Origin of the sequence: Stutzerimonas kunmingensis (assembly GCF_014764705.1) — a bacterium.
Taxonomy (GTDB): Bacteria; Pseudomonadota; Gammaproteobacteria; order Pseudomonadales; family Pseudomonadaceae; genus Stutzerimonas.
This window is the reverse complement of the sequence record NZ_JACXXG010000001.1, coordinates 176,858-199,287: the sequence shown is the minus strand read 5'-3', so window position 1 is coordinate 199,287 and position 22,430 is coordinate 176,858. Positions and strand designations below refer to the sequence as shown.

Below are 22,430 nucleotides of genomic sequence, written 5' to 3'. Positions count from 1 at the left end.
TGCCGCGGGCGTTTCTTTGCTAATGTCGCGCCCGTTTCCGACTCGCTGCCGACGACAGGTTCCCGCATGGCCCGCAAGAAAGCTGCCCTCGATTTCGAACAATCCCTCGCCGAGCTGCAACAGCTGGTCGAGCGCCTGGAAAGCGGCGAGCTGTCGCTGGAAGACTCGCTGACCTGTTTCGAACAGGGCATCGGGCTGACCCGCGACTGCCAGACGGCGCTGAGCCAGGCCGAGCAAAAGGTGCAGATTCTCCTCGAGCGCGACGGCAGCCTGCAGGAAGCTCCCTTCGAGTCGGACCCCGAAGCATGATGATCGGCGCCTACCAGAAAAGCGCTCAGCGGCGCGTCGACGCTTGCCTCGAAATCCTTTTCACCGCACCACTGCCGCAACTCGAACGCCTCTATCAGGCCATGCGCTACAGCGTGATGAACGGCGGTAAACGGGTCCGCCCGCTGCTGGTCTACGCCGCCTGCGAAGCGCTGAATGGTGACAAGGCCGATGCTGACGGCGCCGCCTGCGCCGTCGAGCTGATCCACGCTTACTCGCTGGTGCACGACGACCTGCCGGCCATGGACGACGACGACCTGCGCCGCGGCCAGCCCACCACGCACAAGGCGTTCGACGAGGCCTGCGCGATCCTCGCCGGCGACGGCCTACAGAGCCTGGCCTTCGAGGCCATGGCCGAGGCCGCGCACAATCCGCTGGACGCCACGCTGCGCCTGCGCATGTTCGCCGTGCTGGCCCGCGCCGCCGGGCCGGCCGGGATGGTCGGCGGGCAGGCCATCGACCTCGGCTCGGTCGGCCTCAAGCTCGATCGCGACGCCCTGGAGCTGATGCACCGGCACAAGACCGGCGCGCTGATCGAAGCCAGCGTGCAGCTCGGCGCGCTCGCCAGCGGCCATGCCGACGCCGACAACCTCGCCTCACTGAGCCAGTACGCCCGCGCCATCGGCCTGGCCTTTCAGGTCCAGGACGACATTCTCGACGTCGAAAGCGACACCGCGACCCTGGGCAAGCACCAGGGCGCCGACATCGCCAGGGACAAGCCGACCTACCCGGCACTGCTCGGCATGGACGCGGCCAAGGCCTATGCGCTGGAGCTACGCGACCAAGCGCTGCACGCCCTGCGGCCGTTCGATACCGCCGCCGAGCCGCTGCGCGAGCTGGCGCGCTACATCGTCGAACGACGCAACTGAGCGTTTTCGCGTCGAACGCAGTCAAACCCCTACCGGACCCAGGGCCGTTCTTATCGAAGGGCCCATCGGGTAAACTGCCGCTCTTTTTTCAACAACAACGATCCGCCTGATGCCCAAGACTTTTCACGAGATCCCTCGGGTTCGCCCCACGACGCCCGTTCTTGACCGAGCGGCGACCCCCGAACAGCTGCGCCGACTGGGCGAGGCGGAACTCGAAGAGCTTGCCAACGAACTGCGCCAGGAGCTGTTGTACAGCGTCGGCCACACTGGCGGGCACTTCGGCGCCGGCCTCGGCGTGATCGAGCTGACCATCGCCCTGCACTACGTCTACGACACCCCGGACGACCGGCTGGTGTGGGACGTCGGCCACCAGGCCTATCCGCACAAGATCCTAACCGGCCGCCGTGAGCGCATGGCTACGCTGCGCCAGAAGGAAGGCCTGGCCGCCTTCCCGCGCCGCTCGGAGAGCGAATACGACACCTTCGGCGTCGGTCATTCCAGCACCTCGATCAGCGCCGCCCTGGGCATGGCGGTCGCCGCCCGTCTGAAAGGCGAGCAGCGCAAGTCCATCGCGGTGATCGGCGACGGCGCGCTCACCGCCGGCATGGCCTTCGAGGCGCTCAACCACGCCCCGGAAGTCGGCGCCAACATGCTGGTGGTGCTCAACGACAACGACATGTCGATCTCGCGCAACGTCGGCGGGCTGTCCAACTACCTGGCCAAGATTCTCTCCAGCCGCACCTACTCGAGCATGCGCGAAGGCAGCAAGAAGATCCTCTCGCGCCTGCCGGGTGCCTGGGAAATCGCCCGCCGCACCGAGGAATACGCCAAGGGCATGCTGGTGCCGGGCACGCTGTTCGAGGAGCTGGGCTGGAACTACATCGGCCCCATCGACGGCCACGACCTGCCGACGCTGATCGCCACCCTGCGCAACATGCGCGACCTCGACGGCCCGCAATTCCTCCATGTGGTGACGAAGAAGGGCAAGGGCTTCGCCCCCGCCGAAGCCGACCCGATCACCTGGCATGCGATCAGCAAGCTGGAGCCGGTCGGCGCCCCGGTCAAACCGAAGAAGCCCTCAGGGCCCAAGTACTCCAATGTGTTCGGCCAGTGGCTGTGCGACATGGCCGCCGCCGACCCGCGCCTGACCGGCATCACCCCCGCGATGAAGGAAGGCTCGGACCTGGTGGCCTTCAGCGAGCGCTACCCGCAGCGTTACTTCGATGTCGCCATCGCCGAGCAGCACGCTGTGACGCTGGCGGCAGGCATGGCCTGCGAAGGCATGAAGCCGGTGGTGGCGATCTATTCGACGTTCCTCCAGCGCGCCTACGATCAGCTGATCCACGATGTCGCGGTGCAGAACCTCGACGTGCTGTTCGCCATCGACCGTGCCGGACTGGTCGGCGAAGACGGCCCGACCCACGCTGGCAGCTTCGACCTCTCCTACCTGCGCTGCATCCCCGGCATGCTGGTGATGACGCCCAGCGACGAGAACGAGATGCGCCGCATGCTCACCACCGGCTACCACTTCGAAGGCCCGGCCGCGGTGCGCTATCCGCGCGGCAGCGGCCCCAACGCCACCATCGAGCCGGGCCTGGAGCCGCTGAAGATCGGCAAAGCCGTGGTGCGCCGTGAGGGCAGTAACGTCGCACTTCTGGTATTCGGCGTGCAGCTGCCCGAAGCGCTGCAGGTCGGCGAGGCGCTGGACGCCACGGTGGTCGACATGCGATTCGTCAAACCGCTGGACGAAGCCCTGCTGCGCGAACTGGCTGGCAGCCACGAGCTGCTGGTGACGATCGAAGAGAACAGCATCATGGCTGGCGCCGGCAGCGCGGTAGCCGAGTTCCTCACTGGCGAAAGCATTCTCAAACCGATGCTGCATCTGGGCCTGCCCGACTACTACGTCGAGCACGCCAAGCCCAGCGAAATGCTCGCCGAGTGCGGCCTGGATGCGGCCGGCATCGAAGCGGCCGTACGCAAGCGGCTTGCGGCACTCGGCAAAGCCTGACGTCGTTTTGGTGGATGGGTGGAGCGTCATTCACCCTACACTGGCCACTCCGAGTCGCACTATCGGCAGACTCGCTCCCCTCAAAGTGGGCGGATGTTCAGCCACGCAACAACAAATCACCCTCGATCGGCACGTAACGCGTCGCCGCACAGATCAGCGATTGCGCGGTAAGTCCCGGTACGCCATAGGCGGTCGCTTCGGCGCCGCCGGCCCGCACCCGATCGAGCAGCAGGTCGAAATCGCCATCGCCGGACGCCAGCACCACCTCGTCGACCCGTGCCGCCGCATCCAGCACGTCGATGGTGATGCCCACATCCCAGTCACCCTTGGCCGAGCCGTCGCTGCGCTGGATATAGGGCTTGAGCTTCACCGTGAAACCGAGGTTGCGCAGGATTTGCTGAAACTGCTGCTGGCGTGCGTCACCGCGCTCGATGGCGTAGGCATAGGCCTCGACGATGGTGCCGCGACGGCTGACATCGGCCCACAACGCGGAATAGTTGAAGTGGCAGCCATGGGCCTGCCGCACGGTGTAGTAGAGGTTCTGTACATCGGCGAACAGGGCGATCTTCTTCACGCGGCGGCCCGAATCTGAAAGGGGGCTCCAGTATGGACGGCGAAATCGCACATGTCCCGTCCTTGCCGCATCCGTTACAGTGGCGCCCCGAAACGATTACTCACCTTCGGTCTGCAATGAACGTTCTTGCCATTCTGCGTGACGCCTGGTTCTTCTACTCCCGCCACTTCCTGACCATCGTCCGGCTCTGCCTGCCGCTGATCCTGCTCGAAAGCGCGACACGCCTGGCGCTCGATCACTGGCTCGGCGAAAACGTCCTGCCCGCTCTGGACCTGCTGGTGGGCCTGATCTTCTATCCGCTGTACGTCGGCGCGCTGATCCTTTATCTGGATGCGCGCAGCCGTGGCCACGATCCGGCGCTGCGTGCGGTCTACGCCCGGGCCCTGCCGCTGTGGCCAGCGCTGGCCGTGCTCTCGGGGCTCGGCTCACTGCTGATCATGCTCGGCGCCTCGCTGTTCGTGCTGCCCGGCATCTGGGTCATGGTCAAGATCGCCTTCGCCGAGTACCTGCTGGTCTTGCGTGGCCTGACACCGCTGGCGGCGCTGAAGGAGAGCTTCGCCCTCACCCGCGGGCATTTTTTGCTGATACTGGGCTGCGTGATGACCGTGCTGTTGCCGATCTGGATGCTGGAAATCTGGATCGCCGCCCAGCTGTTCGCCGAGCAGACGCCACCACTGTTGCCGGCGATGTTGCTGGACGCCGTGGTCGGCCTACTGCAGTTGCTGCCGACGATCATGCTGTTCCGCTGCTTCATGCTCTGCACCGAGCCGCCGACACGCCAGCCGGACAACGGCTGAGCGGTCTTTCGACGGAGGTTCAGGCGAGGCGCGCAGAGCCTGCTAGGCTTGCTCCGGCCACATCAGGAGACCCCGCCATGGCCGACCAGAACCCAAGCATCCTTTCGCACATTTCACTGGGCAGCAACCGCTTCGACGAGGCGGTTGCCTTCTACGACCAGGTCCTCGCCACCCTTGGCTGCAAGCGAATCCTCGAACACCCCGGCGCCGTCGCCTGGGGCCGTGAATACCCGGAATTCTGGATTCAGCGCCCCATCGACGGCGGCAGCGCGTCGATGGGCAACGGCACCCATGTCGGCTTTTTCGCTGCGGATCAGGCCGAGGTCGACGCCTTCCATCGCGCGGCGATCGCCGCCGGCGCAAGCGATGAAGGCGCACCCGGCCCGCGCCCGGAATATGGCGAGCCCTACTACGGCTGTTTCGTACGCGATCTGGACAGCCACAAGATCGAGGCGTCCTACTGGGACGAGGCGCTGATGCAGCAACTCTACGGCAGCGGCAGCTAGCCCGCCACGTTCAGGATGCGCGCCCGCCAAGCAGCCGCGGCAACAGCAGGCTCTGGTACAGCCGCGGAAAACAGCGCGCCAGCAGCTGGGCCTTCCAGTCCAGGTTGGACAGCACCAGCAGCCGGCGTCGGCGCAGCGCGCCCTGATAGATCGCCTCGGCCACATCCTGCGGCGAAGCGACTCGGCCGATGTCCAACGCAGGGGTTGGCGCGGTCGAACCATCGCCGACCAACACGTTCTTGCGCAGATCGGTGGCGGTGTAGCCGGGGCAGACCAGCATGACGTTGACATCGGTTTCCCGAAGCTCGCAACGCAGCGTCTCGAACAGCCCGTGCAAGGCATGCTTGCTGGCGTTGTAGGCGGCCCGGTTGGGCACCGGCGAATACTGCGAAAGCGAGCTGAGCACAATGATCTGCCCGCCGCGGGAGATCAGACTGGGCAGCGCGGCCTGAGTGCAATGCAGCGCGCCGTAGAAATTCACCGCCATCACCCGCTCGAACACTGCCAGGCTGGTATTCGCTACCGGGCTGCGGTGAGTGATGCCGGCGTTGTTGACCAGCACGTCGATGCCGCCGTAACGCTCCACCACCAGCGCAATCGCGCGCTGCACCGCCTCGGCATCGCTGACGTCACAGCACAACCCCAGCGCATCGGCATTGTGGTGATCGGCCAGATGCTGCACCAGGCCATCCAGCGCATCCTGATGCAGATCGAAGATCACCAGCCGCGCGCCAGCCTGTGCCATGCGCACCGCCAGCGCGCGGCCGATCCCTGCACAGCCGCCGGTGATCACCACCAGCTTGCGGTTGAACACCTTGCGATCGAACACCTTGCGCTGCATACCCCTACTCCTTCGTGCCGCACGCCTGCCTTTCGGTATGAGCATAGGTCGATATAGGCCGACATTCCTCACGCTGCTGCAGCAATATGGCTCATGGACAACCGGGCATCGGCTGCGCATGCTTGTTGGAACAGCGCAAGGCAGCGATCGATCCATTGAAAGCATTCATCTATCTGGCCCTGGCCTCCCTTCTCGGCTTACCAGCCGCGGTCCTGGCCAATCCCGTTTCGCAACGCGTCCTCAACGTCGGCTACTACGAGTTCGCCCCGGCCATCTACACCGATGCCCAGGGCATGGCACGCGGCGAGCTGGCCGAACTGACCCGCCGCGTCGCGCGTCAGGCCGGCTACGGCGTGCGCTTTCGAGGGCTGCCCGGCGCCCGCCTCTACGCGGCGCTGGAGAATGGCAGCATCGACCTCTGGCCTGGAGCCCAGGGCAAGCCGGAGCTGGCGACCCATACGCTGGAAGGCCGGCATACGCTCAGCCAGATCAATCTCAACCTCTACCGCCTTGCCGGTACGCCGGCGCCGCGCCTGCCGGACGACCTTGCCGGCAAGTCGCTGATCCTGATCGGCGGCTACAGCTACTGGCCGAACGTCAACGCGCTACTGGACGATCCCGGCCTCGACCTGCGCCTGCTGCGCACCAGCAATCACCTTTCCGCGCTGGAAATGCTGCAGCGCAACCGTGGCGATTACCTGCTCGATTACCAGATTCCAGTGGAACAGGCCCGCCAGCGGCTACGGATGGAGACGCTGCCCTACCAGCGCCTGGCCCAGGTGCCGATCCACTTCATCGTCTCGCGTCATGCTCGCGATGCCAGCGCCATCGTCACGGCGCTCGACGACGCCTATGAAGCGTTGCGCGTCGCCGGCGAGGACCTCAGCCTGCCGTCGGACTGAGCCTACTGCCCGCGTGGCTTGGCCCGTGCGGTCGGTTCGGCGATCAGCGGGTCGTCCGGCCAGTAGTGCTTGGGATAGCGCCCCTTCAAATCCTTCTTTACCTCGCCGTAGGTGTTGGCCCAGAAGCTCGCCAGGTCCTGGGTGACCTGTACCGGACGCCGCGCCGGCGACAGCAGGTGCAGCTTGACGACCTGTCGGCCACCGGCAATCCGCGGCGTGTCGGCCAGGCCGAACAGCTCCTGCAGACGCACCGCCAGCACCGGCGGCTGCTCACCGTAATCGAGACGAACACGCGAGCCGGACGGCACGCTGACCGCCACCGGCGCCTGCTCGTCCAGGCGCTGCGGCAGCGGCCAGGGCAGCAGCGTGGCGAGCATGCCGGCCAGATCGAGCTGGGCGAAGTGCGCCAGGCGCGACACCTTGCCGAGATAGGGCAGCAGCCAGTCGTCCAACCGTTCCAGCAGTGCGGCATCGCTGACGTCCGGCCAGTCGCTGCTGTTGCCTGCGTCCAGATCGAGCTGACGCAGCAGGCCGACGCGCGCCTGCCACTGGCGCAACTCCGGCGTCCAGGCCAGCAGTTCCAGGCCCTTGCGCCGTACCAGGCCGAGCAGCGCGCGAGCCCGCGCGTCATCGTCGAGGTTCGGCAGTGGTTCGCGGCTGAGCACCAGTTCGCCGATCCGCCGCTGCCGTTCGGCGCGCAGCACGCCCTCGCGCTCGTCCCACTCCAGCTCATCGCGCAGAAACACCTGTTCGGCCAGCGGTCCGTCGAACAGCGCCGGGTCCAGCGCGACCGCCCGGTAGATGCGCTCCTCGCGTTGTCCCTGATGGCTGCCCAGCTCGGCGATCACCAGCCAGGGCTCCTTCATCAATGCATCCGGCTCACCGAACAGCGCCGCGCGCCCGTTGGCCAGACGATAACCACCGCCACCTTCGCGGCGCTGCCGGGCGACGCGGTCGGGGTAGGCGAAAGCCAGCAGCGTGGCCAGCGCGTGCTGTTCGTCCAGCGCTCCGTCGCCCTGCCCCGGAGTGCCGCGCAGCAGGCCACGAAACTGCCGGGCCAGCTGCCGCACCCGCTGCACCGCAGCGCCACGGCTGCTCTGCAACTGGTGCAGACGCAGCGCCAGGTCGGCGCCGCCGCTGCGCTGTCCGCCGGATTGAATGTCACGCTCGACCAGCAGCGCCGCGACATCCGCCGCCAGCGCGCCAATACCCAAGCCATGCCCGCGCAGCAGCATGTGCGCCAGCCGCGGGTGCGCCGGCAACTCGGCCATGGCCTGGCCGTGGCGGGTCAGCTGCCAGCCGCCATGTTCGTTGTGCTGCAACGCGCCAAGGCGCTCGAGCAGCGCCTGAGCCTGGGCGTAAGCCGCCGCCGGCGGGCGATCGAGCCAGGCCAGCTCGTCGGGCTCGACACCCCAGCGCGCCAGTTGCAGCGCGACACCCGCAAGGTCCGCCTGGAGGATTTCCGCCTCGCCATAGGCCGCCAGCTGCGCGTGCTGATCCTCGGACCACAGCCGATAGCAGACGCCCGGCTCCAGGCGCCCGGCGCGGCCAGCGCGCTGCGTAGCCGAGGCGCGGGAGATGCGCCGCGTTTCCAGCCGGGTCATGCCGCTGCCTGGATCGAAGCGCGGCACCCGCGCCAGTCCGGCGTCCACCACGATGCGCACGCCTTCGATGGTCAGGCTGGTCTCAGCGATGTTGGTCGCCAGCACCACCTTGCGCATGCCCGCCGGTGCCGGCTCGATGGCCGCGCGCTGCTGCGCCAGCTCCAGCTCGCCGTGCAGCGGGCAGAGCAGGATGTCGCCGCGCCCGCCCAGCTGATCGGCGAGCGCTTCGTTGACGCGGCGGATCTCGGCCTGCCCCGGCAGAAACACCAGCACGCTGCCCTGCTCGTCCTCCAGCGCCTGCAGCACCGTCTGCACCACGCGCGGCTCGATACGCTCATTCGCCGCAACGAGACGGCCCCAGCGCTGCTCGACCGTGTGCATGCGCCCCTCGCTGCGCACCACCGGCGCATCGTCGAGCAGTGCCGACAGGCGCTGGCCCTCCAGCGTCGCCGACATCAGCAGCAGCTTGAGCGGCTCGTCGCGCAGCAGCTGCCGCGCATTGAGCGTCAGCGCCAGGGCCAGATCGGCGTCCAGGCTGCGCTCGTGGAATTCGTCGAAGATCACCAGGCCGACGCCTTCCAGCGCCGGGTCGTCCTGCAGCCGCCGCGCGAGAATGCCCTCGGTGACTACCTCGATGCGCGTGTTCGGCCCGACCTTGCTGTCCAGCCGGATGCGGTAGCCGACGGTTTCGCCGACGCGCTCGCTCAGCTCACTGGCCAGCCGCTCAGCCGCTGCGCGGGCAGCCAGACGGCGCGGCTCCAGCATGATGATGCTCTGCCCGCCCAGCCAGGCTTCGTCGAGCAGCGCCAGCGGCACGCGAGTGGTCTTGCCGGCGCCGGGCGGTGCTTCGAGCACGGCTTCATCGCGCTGTTGCAGGGCCTGGCGCAACGCCGGCAGGACTTCGTCGATCGGTAGGGAATTCATGGGCACTCGCTTCGGGCAGACGATTCAACAACCGAGGCGCCCGCCCGAAGCTGGGCGCATCAGTTGACGCTATAGCCGCGTCCGGTCAGGCAGGCGCCAAGGGCGCGCTTGTAGATGTCGGCAACGCTCGCCGCCGGAGCCGTCCGGGCGCTGGCCGGATCGAAACCGCTCTGGCTCACGGCCCAGGTATGACACTCGTAGCGATCGCGGCTCTGCTGCTCGGCGCTCTGGTCCTTGGCCGGATAGGCGATGACATCATATCGCGTGGCCTCGCTGGCCGGCAGCAGCGGATGACTGACCGGCTCGTAGACATTGCGCTCTACATTCCACAGGTAATAGGTACCGGCGGCAATGAAGTAGAGCATGCTGCCGATCCAGATTTCCCGCGCACCGGCCGGCAGGCCGTGGCCGTGACGCGGGCCCGGTACATGCTGCGTCCCCGGTCCCGCCGGCCCTCTATGCACACCCGGCCCGGGACCGGGTGGTGCGGCGGTGACCGGCAAGGCGATGCAGAGGGAAAGAACGGCGCCAAGCGCGGCGCGCGGCAGTGACCTGGACATGATTGAACTCCGGGATGGGATGAAATCGCAGCGCGATTATCTGCCCGGCCGATGCAGCGGTCCGTCAGGCCTCGGTAAGGACTGGGTAAAGCCACCCCATGCGTCAGCGCACACGCCGAACACCCGAGCCCGCGGCATGGTCTGATATCGAGAAAACATCATCCAGCTGTCTTCCGGCCTTGTATAGTTGCGCCACTTTTCCAGGAGGTCCTTATGCGTACTCGTAACCGAATCATCGGCGGCGTGTTGGCCGCTTCCCTGTTCACCCAGCTGACCGCCTGCGGCACGCTGTTCTACCCGGATCGCCGTGGGCAGATCGAAGGCCGCATAGACCCAGCGATTGCAGCTTTGAATGCGGTTGGTTTGATCTTTTACCTCCTCCCCGGCCTGATCGCCTTCGGCGTCGACTTCGCCACCGGCGCGATCTACCTGCCCGACGACGAGTACTCCATGGCCCCGGAAAAGCTGCAGGAAGCCATTGGCGCCGACGGCCAGATCGATCAGGCCCGCCTGAAAGCCATCATCGAGAAGGAAATCGGCCGCAGCCTGCCGCTGGACGACCCGCGCCTGATCCAGCACAACGGCAGCGTCGAGCAACTGGCCGCCTTCGGTCTGCGCCCTGCGGCCTGATGACTCGCGCGGATAACGGCCAGCGATGAGCATCAATCGTGACCACGCCCGGCTCATGCGCCGGGCGACCGCTGCGGCCCTGGCGACGGCAATCCTGCTGGCGCTGAGCAAGGCCGTGGCCTGGTGGCTGAGCGGCTCGGTGAGCCTGCTCGCCGGCCTCACCGATTCGCTGCTCGACGGCGCCGCGTCGCTGCTCAACCTGCTCGCGGTTCACTACTCGCTGCGCCCGGCCGACGACGACCATCGCTACGGCCACGGCAAGGCCGAGGCGCTAGCCGGGCTCGGCCAGGCGGCGTTCATCTGCGTTAGCGCGATCCTCGTCGGCGTGCAGGGCGTTGACCGCCTGCTGAACCCGCAACCGCTGGGCGCGCAGGGCTTGGGTATCGCAGTGATGATCTTCTCGCTGTTGATGACCGCCATCCTGCTGAGCTACCAGCACCACGTGGTCAAGCTCACCGGCTCCACCGCCATCCGCGCCGACTCGCTGCACTACCGTTCAGACCTCTTGCTCAACACCAGCATCCTACTCGCGCTGGTGCTGGCCAGCTTCGGCTGGGAGCGACTGGACGCACTGTTCGGCATCGGTATCGCGCTGTACATCTTCTGGAGCGCCATCACCATCGTCCGTGAGGCCGGCGCGGTGCTGATGGATACCGAACTGTCGCCGGAGATCAGCGAGCAGATGCAGAAGCTGGTCTGCGAAGTGCCGGGCGTGCATGGCTGCCATGACTTCCGCACACGCATTTCGGGCACCCGCTGGTTCGTGCAGTTGCATCTGGAGCTGCCGGGGGACCTGCCGCTGTCGCAGGCGCATGATCTGTGTGTGGCGGTGGAGAACGCGATTCACGATCGCTATCCGAATGCGGAGGTGCTGGTGCATGCCGATCCGCTTGAGGTAGCGCCGCCGAAGCGGTGATTGGAGTTTTCGGATTCCATTTCCAAGGCACCACCACACGCCCAAAACGAAAAAGACCACGCCTGAGCGTGGTCTCTTCGATTCGTCTGGCCGATGATAACGGCTTCTTCGCGCGGCGCCTCGTGAGCACCGGGGGCCCGGACCGTCGGTCTTGGTAAGACCTTCGGTGGTCACGGCGGGGATGCTGTGCCGTGTCCGTTTCTGCCGGGGGCTGAAGTTGAGATAAAGCTTACGCCGCACCACCCAGCACTGGATTGCGAATATTGCTGATCAAGGCATCGCTTGCGCAATCAATCACCCTGCATTCATCATCATGCGCAATCTATTCCCAAACGAGATTCGCCATGAGCAAATTAGATCGCTACGACCTGCGCATCCTCGCCGAATTGCAGCACGACGCCCGCATCTCCAATCAGGAACTGGCCGAACGCATCGGCCTGTCACCCTCGCCCTGCTCCCGCCGGGTCAAACAGCTGGAAGACGACGGCTACATTGCCCGCCAGGTCGCCCTGCTCGACCGCAAGAAGCTCGGCCTGACCCTTACCGCCTACGTGCTTATCGGCATGGACCGGCACACACCGGAGCGCTTCGAGCACTTCGAAGGCGTGATCGGCAAATGCCCGGAGGTACTCGAATGCAGTCTGGTCACGGGGATAGACGCCGACTACCAACTCAAGGTCGTGGTGCCCGACATGGAGCATTACCAGCAGTTTCTGCTCGGCACCCTGACGCGCATCGAAGGCGTCTCCAGCGTGCGTTCCAGCTTCGTATTGCGCCAGGTGTCATCGAGTACGGAGCTGCCGCTGGAGCATTTGCGCAGCTGAGACATGGCTCACAGCTTTCGCCCCACACTTCGCAGGGTTGCTGCCTATAATCCGCCCCCTTCTGCACCGCCTCGCATACGGATGATCCCGGCCGGGGCGGATCGTTCATCGCCCGCTCACCGGCGGGCCTCGCTGCAAAATGCCCTCGTGCAAGGGAATGCCCATGAAAGACACCAACCGCGTCATGCAGAGCTACGGCCGCTGCTGCGCCAGTCCCGACTTCTTCGATGACTTCTATGCGTCCTTCCTCGCCAGCTCGCCTGCGATCCGGGAGAAGTTCGTGCGCACCGACATGACCGCGCAGAAACAGCTGCTGCGCGCCGGCATGCTCAATCTGGTGCTGTTCGCCCGCGGCATGCCGGATACCAAACTCCGCGCGCTGGGCAAAAGCCATTCCCGCGAGCAGCTGAATATCCACCCGGAACTCTATGACCTGTGGATCGCGGCGTTGCTGAAAACCATCGGCCAGCACGACGGGGAGCTGCAACAGCAGGACCTGCAGGCCTGGCGCACGGTGCTGAACAAGGGCATCGACGTGATCAAGGCGGCCTACTGAATACCGGTGAGACATTTCGCCGCACCGGCGCCCGCCTCGCGCGATCCGAACGCTTTCCGAGCTCGACCGTCCAACCAGCGGTGGCACACGCGCCGACTAATGCCAGCGTATACTGCGCCGCTTTCGCGCCCGGCCTGCCACGGGCGCATTCGTCGAAGTCAGTCAGGAGATCCCTGTGGAGCCCGAAGTTTTCGAAAAGTGGATGATGATCGTGCTCGTCGGCGGGCTGATGGCCTTCATGGCGTTCATCATCTGGGACCTGGCCAAGAAGTCGAAGGCCGGTCGCCTCGGCACTGCCATTCTCTTCCTCGGCCTGGGCCTGTGCCTGTTCGCCTTTCTCGCCAAGCCGGTCATCGGTTACGTCATCGAAGTCACTCAGGGCATCCCGCACTGAGTTGAGGCGCCAGCCGGTGCACTACAGCTGCGCCGGCACCTCCCGCCACTCACCCGGCTGCAGGCCATCGAGCGCCCACGGCCCGATGCGCACCCGCACCAGACGCAGGGTCGGCAACCCGACCGCCGCCGTCATGCGTCTGACCTGGCGATTACGCCCCTCGCGAATCACCAATTCCAGCCAGCTGGTCGGCACGCTCTTGCGAAAGCGCACCGGCGGGTTGCGTGGCCATAGCTCGGGCTCGTCCAGCTGCCGCGCTTCGGCGGGCAGGGTCAGGCCGTCATTGAGCTGGACGCCATCGCGCAAGCGCTGCAGCTGCTCGGCGCTGACCTCACCCTCCACCTGCACCCAGTAGGTCTTCGGCAGCTTGTGCTTGGGGTCGGCGATGCGCGCCTGCAACTGACCGTCGTTGGTCAAGAGCAGCAGCCCCTCGCTGTCGCGATCCAGCCGGCCAGCCGGATAGACGCCCGGCACCTGCACGTAATCCTTCAGCGTCGCGCGGCCATCGGCATCGTTGAATTGCGTCAGCACGTCGAACGGCTTGTTCAGCAACAACAGGCGTGGCTCGGCCGGCGGTGCCTTGGCCACGCGCCGCGGCGCGGATGGGCGCGCGGTTCGTGCAGGCGGACGCGAGGATGGAGGACGCGGTGGACGGGGCATGGCGACGGGTCTCGATACGGGCCGGCCATGCTAGAAGTGACACCCGGCAGCTGCAAGTGGCGGAGCCACTCGGCGCGGCACTGAAATCGGGCAAAGCGGCCTCCCGCGGTGCACCACTGGCCTTCGCGTGCACCAGCATGGCTCACAGCGAAAGCAGCCCGATCAACCCCAGATCGGCGCAAAGCTGCGTCGCAGAAGGCTTTGCGCCATTTGGCACGGATGCTGCCCTTGCTCCTGGCGTTCCGATGTTTTCAGCCCACAGTTGCGCACGGACAGCCAAGGAGCCCCACAATGAAACGCCGTCCTCTGATCAAGACCACCCTCGCCGCCAGTGCCCTGATGCTCAGCGGCCTGTTCCCGTTCACCCTGCAGGCCGCCGAGACCATCAAGGTCGGCATCCTGCATTCGCTGTCCGGCACCATGGCCATCTCCGAGACCTCGCTCAAGGACATGGCGCTGATGACCATCGACGAGATCAACGCCAAGGGCGGCGTGCTCGGCAAGCAGCTCGAGCCGGTGGTGGTCGACCCAGCCTCCAACTGGCCGCTGTTCGCCGAAAAGGGCCGCCAGCTGCTGACGCAGGACAAGGTGGCGGTGACCTTCGGTTGCTGGACCTCGGTATCGCGCAAGTCGGTACTGCCGGTCTATGAAGAACTCGACGGCCTGCTGTTCTACCCGGTGCAGTACGAGGGCGAAGAGCTGTCGCCGAACGTCTTCTACACCGGCGCGGCGCCAAACCAGCAGGCCATCCCGGCGGTCGAGTACCTGATGAGCGAAGACGGCGGCGGCGCCGAGCGCTTCTTCCTGCTCGGCACCGACTACGTCTACCCGCGCACCACGAACAAGATTCTGCGCGCCTTCCTGATCAGCAAGGGCGTGCCGGAATCGAGCATCGAAGAGGTCTACACCCCCTTCGGTCACAGCGATTACCAGACCATCGTCGCCAACATCAAGAAGTTCTCCGCCGGCGGCAAGACCGCTGTGGTGTCGACCATCAACGGCGACTCCAACGTGCCCTTCTACAAGGAGCTGGCCAACCAGGGCCTGGAAGCCACTGACGTTCCGGTCGTCGCCTTCTCGGTCGGTGAGGAAGAACTGCGCGGCATCGACACCAAGCCGCTCGTTGGTCACCTGGCCGCCTGGAACTACTTCCAGTCGGTTGAAAACCCGGTCAACGAAGCCTTCGTCAGCAAGTGGAAAGCCTACGCCAAGGCCCAGAACCTGCCTGGCGCCGACAAGGCCGTGACCAACGACCCGATGGAAGCCACCTACGTCGGTATCCACATGTGGGCGCAGGCGGTTGAGAAAGCCGGCACCACCGACGTCGGCAAGGTGCGCGACGCCCTCGCTGGCCAGACCTTCGAGGCGCCAAGCGGCTACACCCTGACCATGGACGAGAAGAACCACCACCTGCACAAGCCGGTGATGATCGGTGAAGTCCAGGACGACGGTCAGTTCTCGGTGGTCTGGGAAACCGAAAGCCCGGTCCGCGCCCAGCCGTGGAGCCCCTACATCCCGGGCAACGACAAGAAGCCGGATTACGCGGTGAAGTCGAACTAACCGCTGCGGTCGCCGCGGTGGATGGATGACGCGCCAACTCCGCGTCCCGATCCACCCTGCGATCACTCGGCTTTCGTTGGGCGGATCGAGACGCGTAGTCGAGACGATCTCATCCGCCCACCCACCGCCGCCAGCTCCGCCAAGAGAGCACACGGCGCCCCCTGGGGAATGCACAGATGAACACTGCCCTGCACCGATTATTGCTGCTGCTCCTGCTCGCCCTGCCCTGGGCGGCACAGGCCGGAGACGCAGCCGACTACGCCAAGGCCAGCCCGGCCAAACAGGCCAAGCTGCTGGAAAGTTGGGCCGCCGTGCCCGCGCCTGAGCGCCTGCCGTTGATCGAAGCGCTGCGCGCCAGCCGCGTGGGGATCGACCAGAACAAGACGCCCTTTATCGAGGAAAACGGGGCCTACCGTGCCCTCGAAGGCGACGCCGAGCCGGTCGGCACGCCGAAGAAGCTGCGCCTGAACAACCGCCTGCGCGGTCTGCTCAACACCGCTCTGGCCAGCCACCAGCTGTTCGCCGAAGACCCCGCGCAGCGCCTCGCTGCGGCCAAGCGCCTGCAGCGCAGCGGCAAGCCGGAACAGCTCGAACTGCTCCAGCAGCGCCTGGACGTAGAGGAAGATGCTGCCGTCAGCGAAGCGCTGACCCTGGCGCTAGCCAACCTGCAGCTGACCGCGAGCGACCCGGCCGTGCGCCTCGCCGCCGTGCGGTTGCTTGGCGAAACCGGTGCTCCGCTGGCGCGGGTAAGGCTGGAAAACCTGCTGGCCGACGAGGCGGAAACCGACGCCGCCGTGCGCAAGGCCGCCGAGACCAGCCTGGCGCAGGTCAAACGCAAACTGCTGATCGGCGAGCTGCTCGGCCAGGCCTTCAGCGGCCTGTCGCTGGGCTCGATCCTGCTACTCGCCGCCCTCGGTCTGGCGATCACCTTCGGCCTGCTCGGCGTGATCAACATGGCTCACGGCGAGATGCTCATGCTCGGCGCCTACACCACCTATATGGTGCAGGTGCTGATGGCGCGTTTCGCCCCTGAAGCGCTGGCGTTCTACCCACTGGTGGCGCTGCCGGTAGCCTTTTTCGTCACCGCCGCGATCGGCATGGCGCTGGAACGCACGGTGATTCGCCACCTCTACGGACGTCCGCTGGAAACATTGCTGGCGACCTGGGGCATCAGCCTGATCCTGATCCAGCTGGTGCGCGTGCTGTTCGGCGCGCAGAACGTCGAAGTCGCCAACCCCGGCTGGCTCTCCGGCGGCCTGCAGGTATTGCCGAACCTGGTGCTGCCGTACAACCGCATGGTGATCATCGGCTTCGCGCTGTTCGTGGTGCTCCTGACCTGGCTCTTGCTGAACAAGACACGTCTGGGCCTGAACGTGCGCGCGGTCACGCAGAACCGCAACATGGCCGCGTGCTGCGGCGTGCCCACTGGGCGCATCGACATGATGGCCTTCGGGCTGGGCTCCGGTATCGCCGGCCTCGGTGGTGTTGCACTTAGCCAGATCGGCAACGTCGGCCCGGATCTCGGCCAGAGCTACATCATCGACTCCTTCCTGGTGGTGGTGCTCGGCGGTGTCGGCCAGCTGGCCGGCAGCATCTTCGCCGCCTTCGGCCTGGGCATCGCCAACAAGATCCTTGAACCGCAGATCGGCGCCGTGCTGGGCAAGATCCTCATCCTCGCGCTGATCATCCTCTTCATTCAGAAGCGTCCTCAGGGACTCTTCGCTCTCAAGGGGAGGGTCATCGATTGAACCAGCCACTCACCCTCACCGCCGCACAGAAAGCCGGGCCGAAGCTCACCGCCGTCGCCCTCGGTATCGCTTTGGTCGTGTTGCTGGCCATGCCGCTGCTGCACCTGCTGCCGGCCGAGCATGCCCTGCACGTCTCGGCCTACACCCTGACCCTGGTGGGCAAGATCCTCTGCTACGCCATCGTCGCCCTGGCGCTGGATCTGGTCTGGGGCTACGCGGGGCTCTTGTCCCTCGGCCACGGCCTGTTCTTCGCCCTTGGCGGTTACGCCATGGGCATGTACCTGATGCGGCAGAGCGCAGGTGACGGCCTGCCGGCGTTCATGAGCTTCCTCGCCTGGAACGAACTGCCCTGGTACTGGTACGGCACGTCGAGCTTCCTCTGGGCCATGTGCCTGGTGGTGCTGGTGCCCGGCGTGCTGGCCTTCGTCTTCGGCTTCTTTGCCTTCCGCTCGCGGATCAAGGGCGTGTACTTCTCGATCATGACCCAGGCGCTGACCTTCGCCGGCATGCTGCTGTTCTTCCGCAACGAAACCGGCTTCGGCGGCAACAATGGCTTCACCGACTTCAAGACCATTCTCGGCTTCTCGATTTCGGCGCCGGCGACCCGCGCCACGCTGTTCTTCGCCACGGTCGCGCTGCTCGTCGGCAGCCTCTATCTCGGTTGGCGCCTGGCGCGCAGCAAGTTCGGCCGGGTGCTCACCGCCCTGCGCGATGCCGAGAACCGCCTGATGTTCTGCGGCTACGATCCGCGCGGCTACAAGCTGTTCATCTGGACGCTGTCGGCCGTGCTCTGCGGCCTCGCCGGTGCGCTCTATGTGCCGCAGGTCGGCATCATCAACCCCAGCGAGATGGCGCCGACGCAATCCATCGAGGCGGCCGTCTGGGTCGCACTCGGCGGGCGCGGCACGCTGATCGGCCCGCTGCTCGGCGCCGGCCTCGTCAACGGCATGAAGAGCTGGTTCACCGTGGCCTTCCCCGAATACTGGCTGTTCGCCCTCGGTGCGCTGTTCATCGTCGTCACCCTGTACCTGCCCAAGGGCGTCATCGGCCTCATCAAGCGGAGGGGCGAAGAATGAAAACCGTACCCTGCAGCGCCGTCATCGACGGCTTCGACCCCACCGGCGGTGGCCTGACCCGCGATGCCATCGGCCTCGGCCGGGTCGCCGAAAAGGGCCTGGACGTACGCCACGGCACCATCCTCAGCCTGGAAGACATCAACGTCAGCTTCGACGGCTTCAAGGCGCTGACGGATCTCAGCCTGTACATCGGCGTCGGCGAGCTGCGCTGCATCATCGGCCCCAACGGCGCCGGCAAGACCACCATGATGGACGTCATCACCGGCAAGACGCGCCCCACCAGCGGCAGCGCCTGGTTCGGCGAAACCCTGGACCTGACCCGCATGAGCGAGGTGGACATCGCCCAGGCCGGCATCGGCCGCAAGTTCCAGAAGCCCACGGTGTTCGAGGCGCTTTCGGTGTTCGAGAACCTGGAACTGGCGCAGAAGACCGACAAGTCGGTATGGGCCAGCCTCAGGGCCAGGCTTTCCGGCGAGCAGAAGGACCGCATCGACGAAGTGCTCGAGACCATCCGCCTAGGCCAGTCGCGTCATCGCCCGGCCGGGCTGCTGTCCCACGGGCAGAAGCAGTTCCTCGAGATCGGCATGCTCCTGATGCAGTCGCCGCAGCTGTTGCTGCTCGACGAACCGGTGGCCGGCATGACCGATGCCGAGACCGAATTCACCGCCGAGCTGTTCAAGTCCTTGGCGCGCAAGCATTCGCTGATGGTAGTCGAGCACGACATGGGCTTCGTCGAGACCATCGCCGACCACGTCACCGTGCTGCACCAGGGCCAGGTGCTGGCCGAGGGTTCGCTGCAACAGGTGCAGGCGGACGAGCGGGTGATCGAGGTGTATCTGGGGCGTTGAGCAAAAAAGGTGGATGGCTTCGGCCATCCACCCTACGCCCGCCGAACGTAGGGTGGAAAACGGCAAAGCCTTTTCCACGCGGACATACGAACAAGGACATCGATATGCTGCAAGTCCAGCAACTGCACCAGTACTACGGCGGCAGCCATATCCTGCGCGGCCTCTCGTTCGAGGCGAAGGTCGGCGAAGTCACCTGCCTGCTCGGGCGCAACGGCGTCGGCAAGACCACCCTGCTCAAGTGCCTGATGGGCCTGATCCCGGCCAAGGAAGGCGCGGTGAACTGGGAGGGCAAGCCGATCACCGGCTTCAAGCCGCACCAGCGTGTGCACGCCGGCATCGCCTACGTGCCGCAGGGGCGCGAGATCTTCGGCCGCCTGACCGTCGAGGAAAACCTGCTGATGGGCCTGTCCCGCTTCAGCGCCAGGGAAGCCAAGGAAGTACCGGAGTTCATCTACGAACTGTTCCCGGTTTTGCAGGAAATGAAGCACCGCCGCGGCGGCGACCTCTCCGGCGGCCAGCAACAGCAGCTCGCCATCGGCCGCGCGCTGGCGAGCAAGCCGCGCCTGTTGATCCTCGACGAACCCACCGAAGGCATCCAGCCCTCGGTGATCAAGGAGATCGGCGCGGTGATCAAGAAGCTCGCAGCCCGCGGCGACATGGCGATCCTCCTGGTGGAGCAGTTCTACGACTTCGCCGCCGAACTGGCCGACCAGTACCTGGTGATGAGCCGTGGCGAAATCATTCAGCAGGGGCGCGGCGAGACGATGGAGGCCGAAGGCATACGCGGGCTGGTCGCGATCTGATCGGAATAATGCACCACAACGACGCATAAAAAGCTCAACGCACCAGCCCGAAGCACAGGAGCACCAGCAGAGACGCCTGATCAGGACGCCAACTCGCGGCGGAAAGCGCTGCAGCGCCGTGCTATCAGGCCGCGCCACAGGACGACGCACCAGGGCAGCGCACAACAGGCATGGCGATTGCTCTGCTTTCCTGACCGACAGATCGAAAAGCCTGCGCCCATGAACGCCCCTGCACCGCTGTTCACCCCCCACTGGCATGCCGAGCTCGAGCTCGGTTATGCGCTGTGCGCCAGTGCCACGCGGCCGGTGCTGCGTCGACACAGTGGGCCGCTGCGAGTGCAGAAGCATCTCTACCCAGAGGGACCTGAGGTCTGTCAGCACATCATCGTGCACCCGCCGGGTGGCATTGCCGGTGGGGATCGGCTGGATATCAGCGCCTCGGTTGCCGCCGGTGCCTGGGCGCAACTGACCAGCCCCGGTGCGGCCAAGTGGTATCGCGCAGTCGGCCCGGCGTATCAGGACTTGCGCCTGCGCGTCGAAACCGGCGCCACGCTGGAATGGCTACCGCAGGAGACCATCGTCTACTCCGCGGCGCAGGCCGAGCTGAGCACGGTCATCGAGCTGGAAGGCGACGCGCGGCTGTTCTACTGGGACATGGTTGCGCTCGGCCGGCCGGCAGCAGGCGAGCGCTTCGACGCCGGGCATTTCCAGGCGCATCTGGGTATCCGCCGCGATGGTCAGCTCATCTGGCACGAACGCCAGCGCATCGCCGGCGGCGACGGCCTGCTGGATTCACCGATCGGCCTGGACGGGCATTCGGTGTTTGCGACCCTGATCGTCAGCGGCGAAATCGACGCCGAGCTGATGGAACGCTGCCGTGAATTGCCCAGCCGCGTGCGTGGCGACCTGACCCAGCTGCCGGGCTTGGTGGTCGCGCGCTGCCTGGCCGACGAAGCGCTGCATGCGCGCGCCTGGCTGATCGACCTATGGCGGCTGTTGCGCCCTGAACTGCTGGGCCGCGAGGCGGTACCGCCTCGCATCTGGAGTACCTAAATGACCGGTGGGCAAGGCTGCGCCGTTGCCCACCCTACGCCGGCGCTTGCCAAGTGCCGCCCAATGATCGCTGCGTGGTCTCGACCACGAGCCGGTGGATGCGAAAAGCGACGCCCACCCTACGACTGGAGCTGTTATGGATCTGTCACCAAGAGAGAAGGACAAGCTGCTGATCTTCACCGCCGGCCTGGTGGCCGAACGCCGTCTGGCGCGCGGGTTGCAGCTCAACTACCCGGAAGCCATGGCCTACATTTCCGCGGCACTGCTCGAAGGTGCACGCGACGGCCGAACGGTCGCCGAGCTGATGCACTTCGGCACCACCCTGCTCAGCCGCGAGCAGGTGATGGAAGGCGTGCCGGAGATGATCCCGGAGATCCAGGTCGAGGCTACCTTCCCGGATGGCACCAAGCTGGTCACCGTGCATCAACCTATTCCCTGAAACGCGGGTCAATGTCTACTGCGAACGACCTTGAACCGCTTTTGAAGGAACTCAACGTGCAGATACGCGACGCCCTGGACACCGACCTCGCAGGCATCCTGCGGATCTACAACGACGCGGTTGAGAACAGCACGGCAATCTGGAACGACCGGATCGTCGACCTCGACAACCGCCGCGCCTGGCTGGCCGAGCGCCACGATCAGGGTTACCCGGTGCTGGTGGCCATCGACGAGGGGGGCCAGGTGGCCGGCTACGCCTCGTTCGGCCCCTGGCGCCCGCATGACGGCTTTCGCCACACCGTGGAGAACTCGGTGTACGTGAGCCCCGACCACCGCGGCAGCGGCATCGGCCGCAGCCTGATGAAGGTGCTGATCGAGCGCGCCCGGCAGCTGGAAAAGCACGTGATGGTCGCCTTTATCGAAAGCGAGAACCGCGCCTCGGTGCATATGCACCAGCAGCTCGGCTTCATCCACGTCGGCCAGATGCGCCAGGTCGGCTGCAAGTTCGGCCGCTGGCTGGACCTGACCATGATGCAACTGACCCTGAACAGGACGTCCCAACCATGATTCCCGGCGAATACCAGATCCAGGACGGCGAGATCGATCTCAACGCCGGCCGCCGCACCCTGACCCTCTGCGTGGCCAACAGCGGCGACAGGCCGATCCAGGTCGGTTCGCACTACCACTTCTTCGAAACCAACGACGCGCTCACCTTCGACCGCGCCTCCACGCGCGGCATGCGTCTGAACATCCCGGCCGGCACCGCGGTGCGCTTCGAGCCGGGACAGAGCCGCGAGGTGGAACTGGTCGAGCTGGCCGGCGATCGCCGGGTCTTCGGTTTCGCCGGGCGAGTGATGGGCGCGCTTTAAAAGCCCCTCACCCCAGCCCTCTCTCCAAGGGGAGAGGGAGAAAAGCAGCCACCGCGACGGAATGGACCAACGCCGATCAGCCCCCTCTCCCTCCGGGAGAGGGTTGGGGTGAGGGCAGAGCCAATACAGGGACCGACCAAGGA

General features: G+C 65.9%; 25 protein-coding genes. 20 read left to right on the top strand and 5 right to left on the bottom strand.

Features of this window, described 5'->3' with window-relative positions; all coding sequences use genetic code 11:
* Positions 1 to 66: 66 nt before the first annotated feature.
* From IEG05_RS00980 to dxs, 3 genes are all read left to right on the top strand, one after another.
* Entirely contained in the window at positions 67 to 309 is a 243-nt protein-coding gene (locus tag IEG05_RS00980; protein ID WP_125896903.1) for an exodeoxyribonuclease VII small subunit, read from the top strand.
* Entirely contained in the window at positions 309 to 1,196 is an 888-nt protein-coding gene (locus IEG05_RS00975) for a polyprenyl synthetase family protein (protein ID WP_191121556.1), read from the top strand. The genes IEG05_RS00980 and IEG05_RS00975 overlap by 1 nt, the downstream gene beginning before the upstream one ends.
* A 109-nt stretch (positions 1,197 to 1,305) precedes the next feature.
* Positions 1,306 to 3,204: a 1-deoxy-D-xylulose-5-phosphate synthase gene (gene dxs / locus IEG05_RS00970; protein WP_191121497.1), complete on the top strand. Its 1,899-nt coding sequence runs from the start codon at positions 1,306 to 1,308 to the stop codon at positions 3,202 to 3,204.
* Positions 3,205 to 3,301: 97 nt separating this feature from the next.
* Here the strand turns inward: dxs and IEG05_RS00965 are convergent, their stop codons facing one another.
* The gene (locus IEG05_RS00965) at positions 3,302 to 3,778 is read right to left on the bottom strand and encodes a LabA-like NYN domain-containing protein (protein ID WP_191121496.1); all 477 of its coding nucleotides are present in this window, start codon (positions 3,776 to 3,778) and stop codon (positions 3,302 to 3,304) included.
* Positions 3,779 to 3,894: 116 nt separating this feature from the next.
* Between IEG05_RS00965 and IEG05_RS00960 the strand changes: the two genes are divergently transcribed.
* Together IEG05_RS00960 and IEG05_RS00955 are read left to right on the top strand one after the other, a co-directional pair.
* Complete coding sequence (locus tag IEG05_RS00960; RefSeq protein WP_014819013.1) at positions 3,895 to 4,575, top strand: YciC family protein; 681 nt, start codon at positions 3,895 to 3,897, stop codon at positions 4,573 to 4,575.
* A 77-nt stretch (positions 4,576 to 4,652) separates the two neighbouring features.
* Positions 4,653 to 5,081 carry a VOC family protein gene (locus IEG05_RS00955; protein ID WP_191121495.1) on the top strand — a complete coding sequence of 143 codons (429 nt, stop codon included), beginning with the start codon at positions 4,653 to 4,655 and terminating at the stop codon, positions 5,079 to 5,081.
* Positions 5,082 to 5,091: 10 nt separating this feature from the next.
* On the opposite strand, the gene IEG05_RS00950 is transcribed toward IEG05_RS00955, so the two are convergent.
* Positions 5,092 to 5,922 (bottom strand): SDR family oxidoreductase, encoded by an 831-nt coding sequence (locus tag IEG05_RS00950; protein WP_014819011.1) that lies wholly within the window; start codon positions 5,920 to 5,922, stop codon positions 5,092 to 5,094.
* A gap of 86 nt (positions 5,923 to 6,008) precedes the next feature.
* Between IEG05_RS00950 and IEG05_RS00945 the strand changes: the two genes are divergently transcribed.
* Entirely contained in the window at positions 6,009 to 6,824 is an 816-nt protein-coding gene (locus IEG05_RS00945) for a substrate-binding periplasmic protein (protein WP_191121494.1), read from the top strand.
* Positions 6,825 to 6,826: 2 nt separating this feature from the next.
* Here IEG05_RS00945 and hrpB read toward each other — a convergent pair whose 3' ends face one another.
* Together hrpB and IEG05_RS23170 are read right to left on the bottom strand one after the other, a co-directional pair.
* Positions 6,827 to 9,352, bottom strand: a complete 2,526-nt coding sequence (gene hrpB / locus IEG05_RS00940; protein WP_191121493.1) for an ATP-dependent helicase HrpB — start codon at positions 9,350 to 9,352, stop codon at positions 6,827 to 6,829.
* A 59-nt stretch (positions 9,353 to 9,411) separates the two neighbouring features.
* On the bottom strand, positions 9,412 to 9,912 hold the full coding sequence (locus IEG05_RS23170; RefSeq protein ID WP_224742619.1) for a hypothetical protein: 501 nt from the start codon (positions 9,910 to 9,912) through the stop codon (positions 9,412 to 9,414).
* A gap of 213 nt (positions 9,913 to 10,125) precedes the next feature.
* Between IEG05_RS23170 and IEG05_RS00930 the strand changes: the two genes are divergently transcribed.
* The 5 genes from IEG05_RS00930 to IEG05_RS00910 all read left to right on the top strand — a co-directional run bounded on the left by IEG05_RS00930 (position 10,126) and on the right by IEG05_RS00910 (position 13,232).
* Positions 10,126 to 10,542, top strand: coding sequence for a polyribonucleotide nucleotidyltransferase (locus tag IEG05_RS00930; RefSeq protein WP_101275179.1), 417 nt, complete (start codon positions 10,126 to 10,128; stop codon positions 10,540 to 10,542).
* 25 nt (positions 10,543 to 10,567) lie between these two features.
* Positions 10,568 to 11,458, top strand: a complete 891-nt coding sequence (locus tag IEG05_RS00925; RefSeq protein WP_041015930.1) for a cation diffusion facilitator family transporter — start codon at positions 10,568 to 10,570, stop codon at positions 11,456 to 11,458.
* Between the two features lie 344 nt (positions 11,459 to 11,802).
* Positions 11,803 to 12,282 (top strand): Lrp/AsnC family transcriptional regulator, encoded by a 480-nt coding sequence (locus tag IEG05_RS00920; protein WP_191121492.1) that lies wholly within the window; start codon positions 11,803 to 11,805, stop codon positions 12,280 to 12,282.
* Between the two features lie 163 nt (positions 12,283 to 12,445).
* Positions 12,446 to 12,838 carry a globin gene (locus IEG05_RS00915; protein ID WP_191121491.1) on the top strand — a complete coding sequence of 131 codons (393 nt, stop codon included), beginning with the start codon at positions 12,446 to 12,448 and terminating at the stop codon, positions 12,836 to 12,838.
* A 175-nt stretch (positions 12,839 to 13,013) separates the two neighbouring features.
* A complete protein-coding gene (locus IEG05_RS00910) occupies positions 13,014 to 13,232 on the top strand; it encodes a DUF2788 domain-containing protein (protein WP_003298283.1) in 219 nt (72 codons plus the stop codon).
* Positions 13,233 to 13,253: 21 nt separating this feature from the next.
* On the opposite strand, the gene IEG05_RS00905 is transcribed toward IEG05_RS00910, so the two are convergent.
* Positions 13,254 to 13,892: a pseudouridine synthase gene (locus IEG05_RS00905; RefSeq protein ID WP_041015929.1), complete on the bottom strand. Its 639-nt coding sequence runs from the start codon at positions 13,890 to 13,892 to the stop codon at positions 13,254 to 13,256.
* Between the two features lie 291 nt (positions 13,893 to 14,183).
* On the opposite strand from IEG05_RS00905, the gene urtA reads away from it, so the two are divergent.
* From urtA to IEG05_RS00860, 9 genes are all read left to right on the top strand, one after another.
* Positions 14,184 to 15,452 (top strand): urea ABC transporter substrate-binding protein, encoded by a 1,269-nt coding sequence (gene urtA, locus IEG05_RS00900; protein ID WP_003298281.1) that lies wholly within the window; start codon positions 14,184 to 14,186, stop codon positions 15,450 to 15,452.
* 176 nt (positions 15,453 to 15,628) lie between these two features.
* Positions 15,629 to 17,200 (top strand): urea ABC transporter permease subunit UrtB, encoded by a 1,572-nt coding sequence (gene urtB, locus IEG05_RS00895; protein ID WP_179485623.1) that lies wholly within the window; start codon positions 15,629 to 15,631, stop codon positions 17,198 to 17,200.
* Complete coding sequence (gene urtC, locus IEG05_RS00890) at positions 17,197 to 18,276, top strand: urea ABC transporter permease subunit UrtC (RefSeq protein ID WP_191121490.1); 1,080 nt, start codon at positions 17,197 to 17,199, stop codon at positions 18,274 to 18,276. Before urtB ends, urtC begins: the two co-directional genes overlap by 4 nt.
* Positions 18,273 to 19,124 carry an urea ABC transporter ATP-binding protein UrtD gene (gene urtD / locus IEG05_RS00885; RefSeq protein WP_003283036.1) on the top strand — a complete coding sequence of 284 codons (852 nt, stop codon included), beginning with the start codon at positions 18,273 to 18,275 and terminating at the stop codon, positions 19,122 to 19,124. The genes urtC and urtD overlap by 4 nt, the downstream gene beginning before the upstream one ends.
* A gap of 104 nt (positions 19,125 to 19,228) precedes the next feature.
* Positions 19,229 to 19,927 (top strand): urea ABC transporter ATP-binding subunit UrtE, encoded by a 699-nt coding sequence (urtE, locus tag IEG05_RS00880; RefSeq protein WP_191121489.1) that lies wholly within the window; start codon positions 19,229 to 19,231, stop codon positions 19,925 to 19,927.
* A 219-nt stretch (positions 19,928 to 20,146) separates the two neighbouring features.
* The gene (locus IEG05_RS00875; RefSeq protein WP_191121488.1) at positions 20,147 to 20,980 is read left to right on the top strand and encodes an urease accessory protein UreD; all 834 of its coding nucleotides are present in this window, start codon (positions 20,147 to 20,149) and stop codon (positions 20,978 to 20,980) included.
* A 136-nt stretch (positions 20,981 to 21,116) separates the two neighbouring features.
* A complete protein-coding gene (gene ureA / locus IEG05_RS00870) occupies positions 21,117 to 21,419 on the top strand; it encodes an urease subunit gamma (protein ID WP_014818998.1) in 303 nt (100 codons plus the stop codon).
* Positions 21,420 to 21,430: 11 nt separating this feature from the next.
* Positions 21,431 to 21,985: a GNAT family N-acetyltransferase gene (locus IEG05_RS00865; RefSeq protein WP_191121487.1), complete on the top strand. Its 555-nt coding sequence runs from the start codon at positions 21,431 to 21,433 to the stop codon at positions 21,983 to 21,985.
* The gene (locus IEG05_RS00860) at positions 21,982 to 22,287 is read left to right on the top strand and encodes an urease subunit beta (RefSeq protein ID WP_191121486.1); all 306 of its coding nucleotides are present in this window, start codon (positions 21,982 to 21,984) and stop codon (positions 22,285 to 22,287) included. The genes IEG05_RS00865 and IEG05_RS00860 overlap by 4 nt, the downstream gene beginning before the upstream one ends.
* The last annotated feature ends 143 nt before the right edge of the window (positions 22,288 to 22,430 follow it).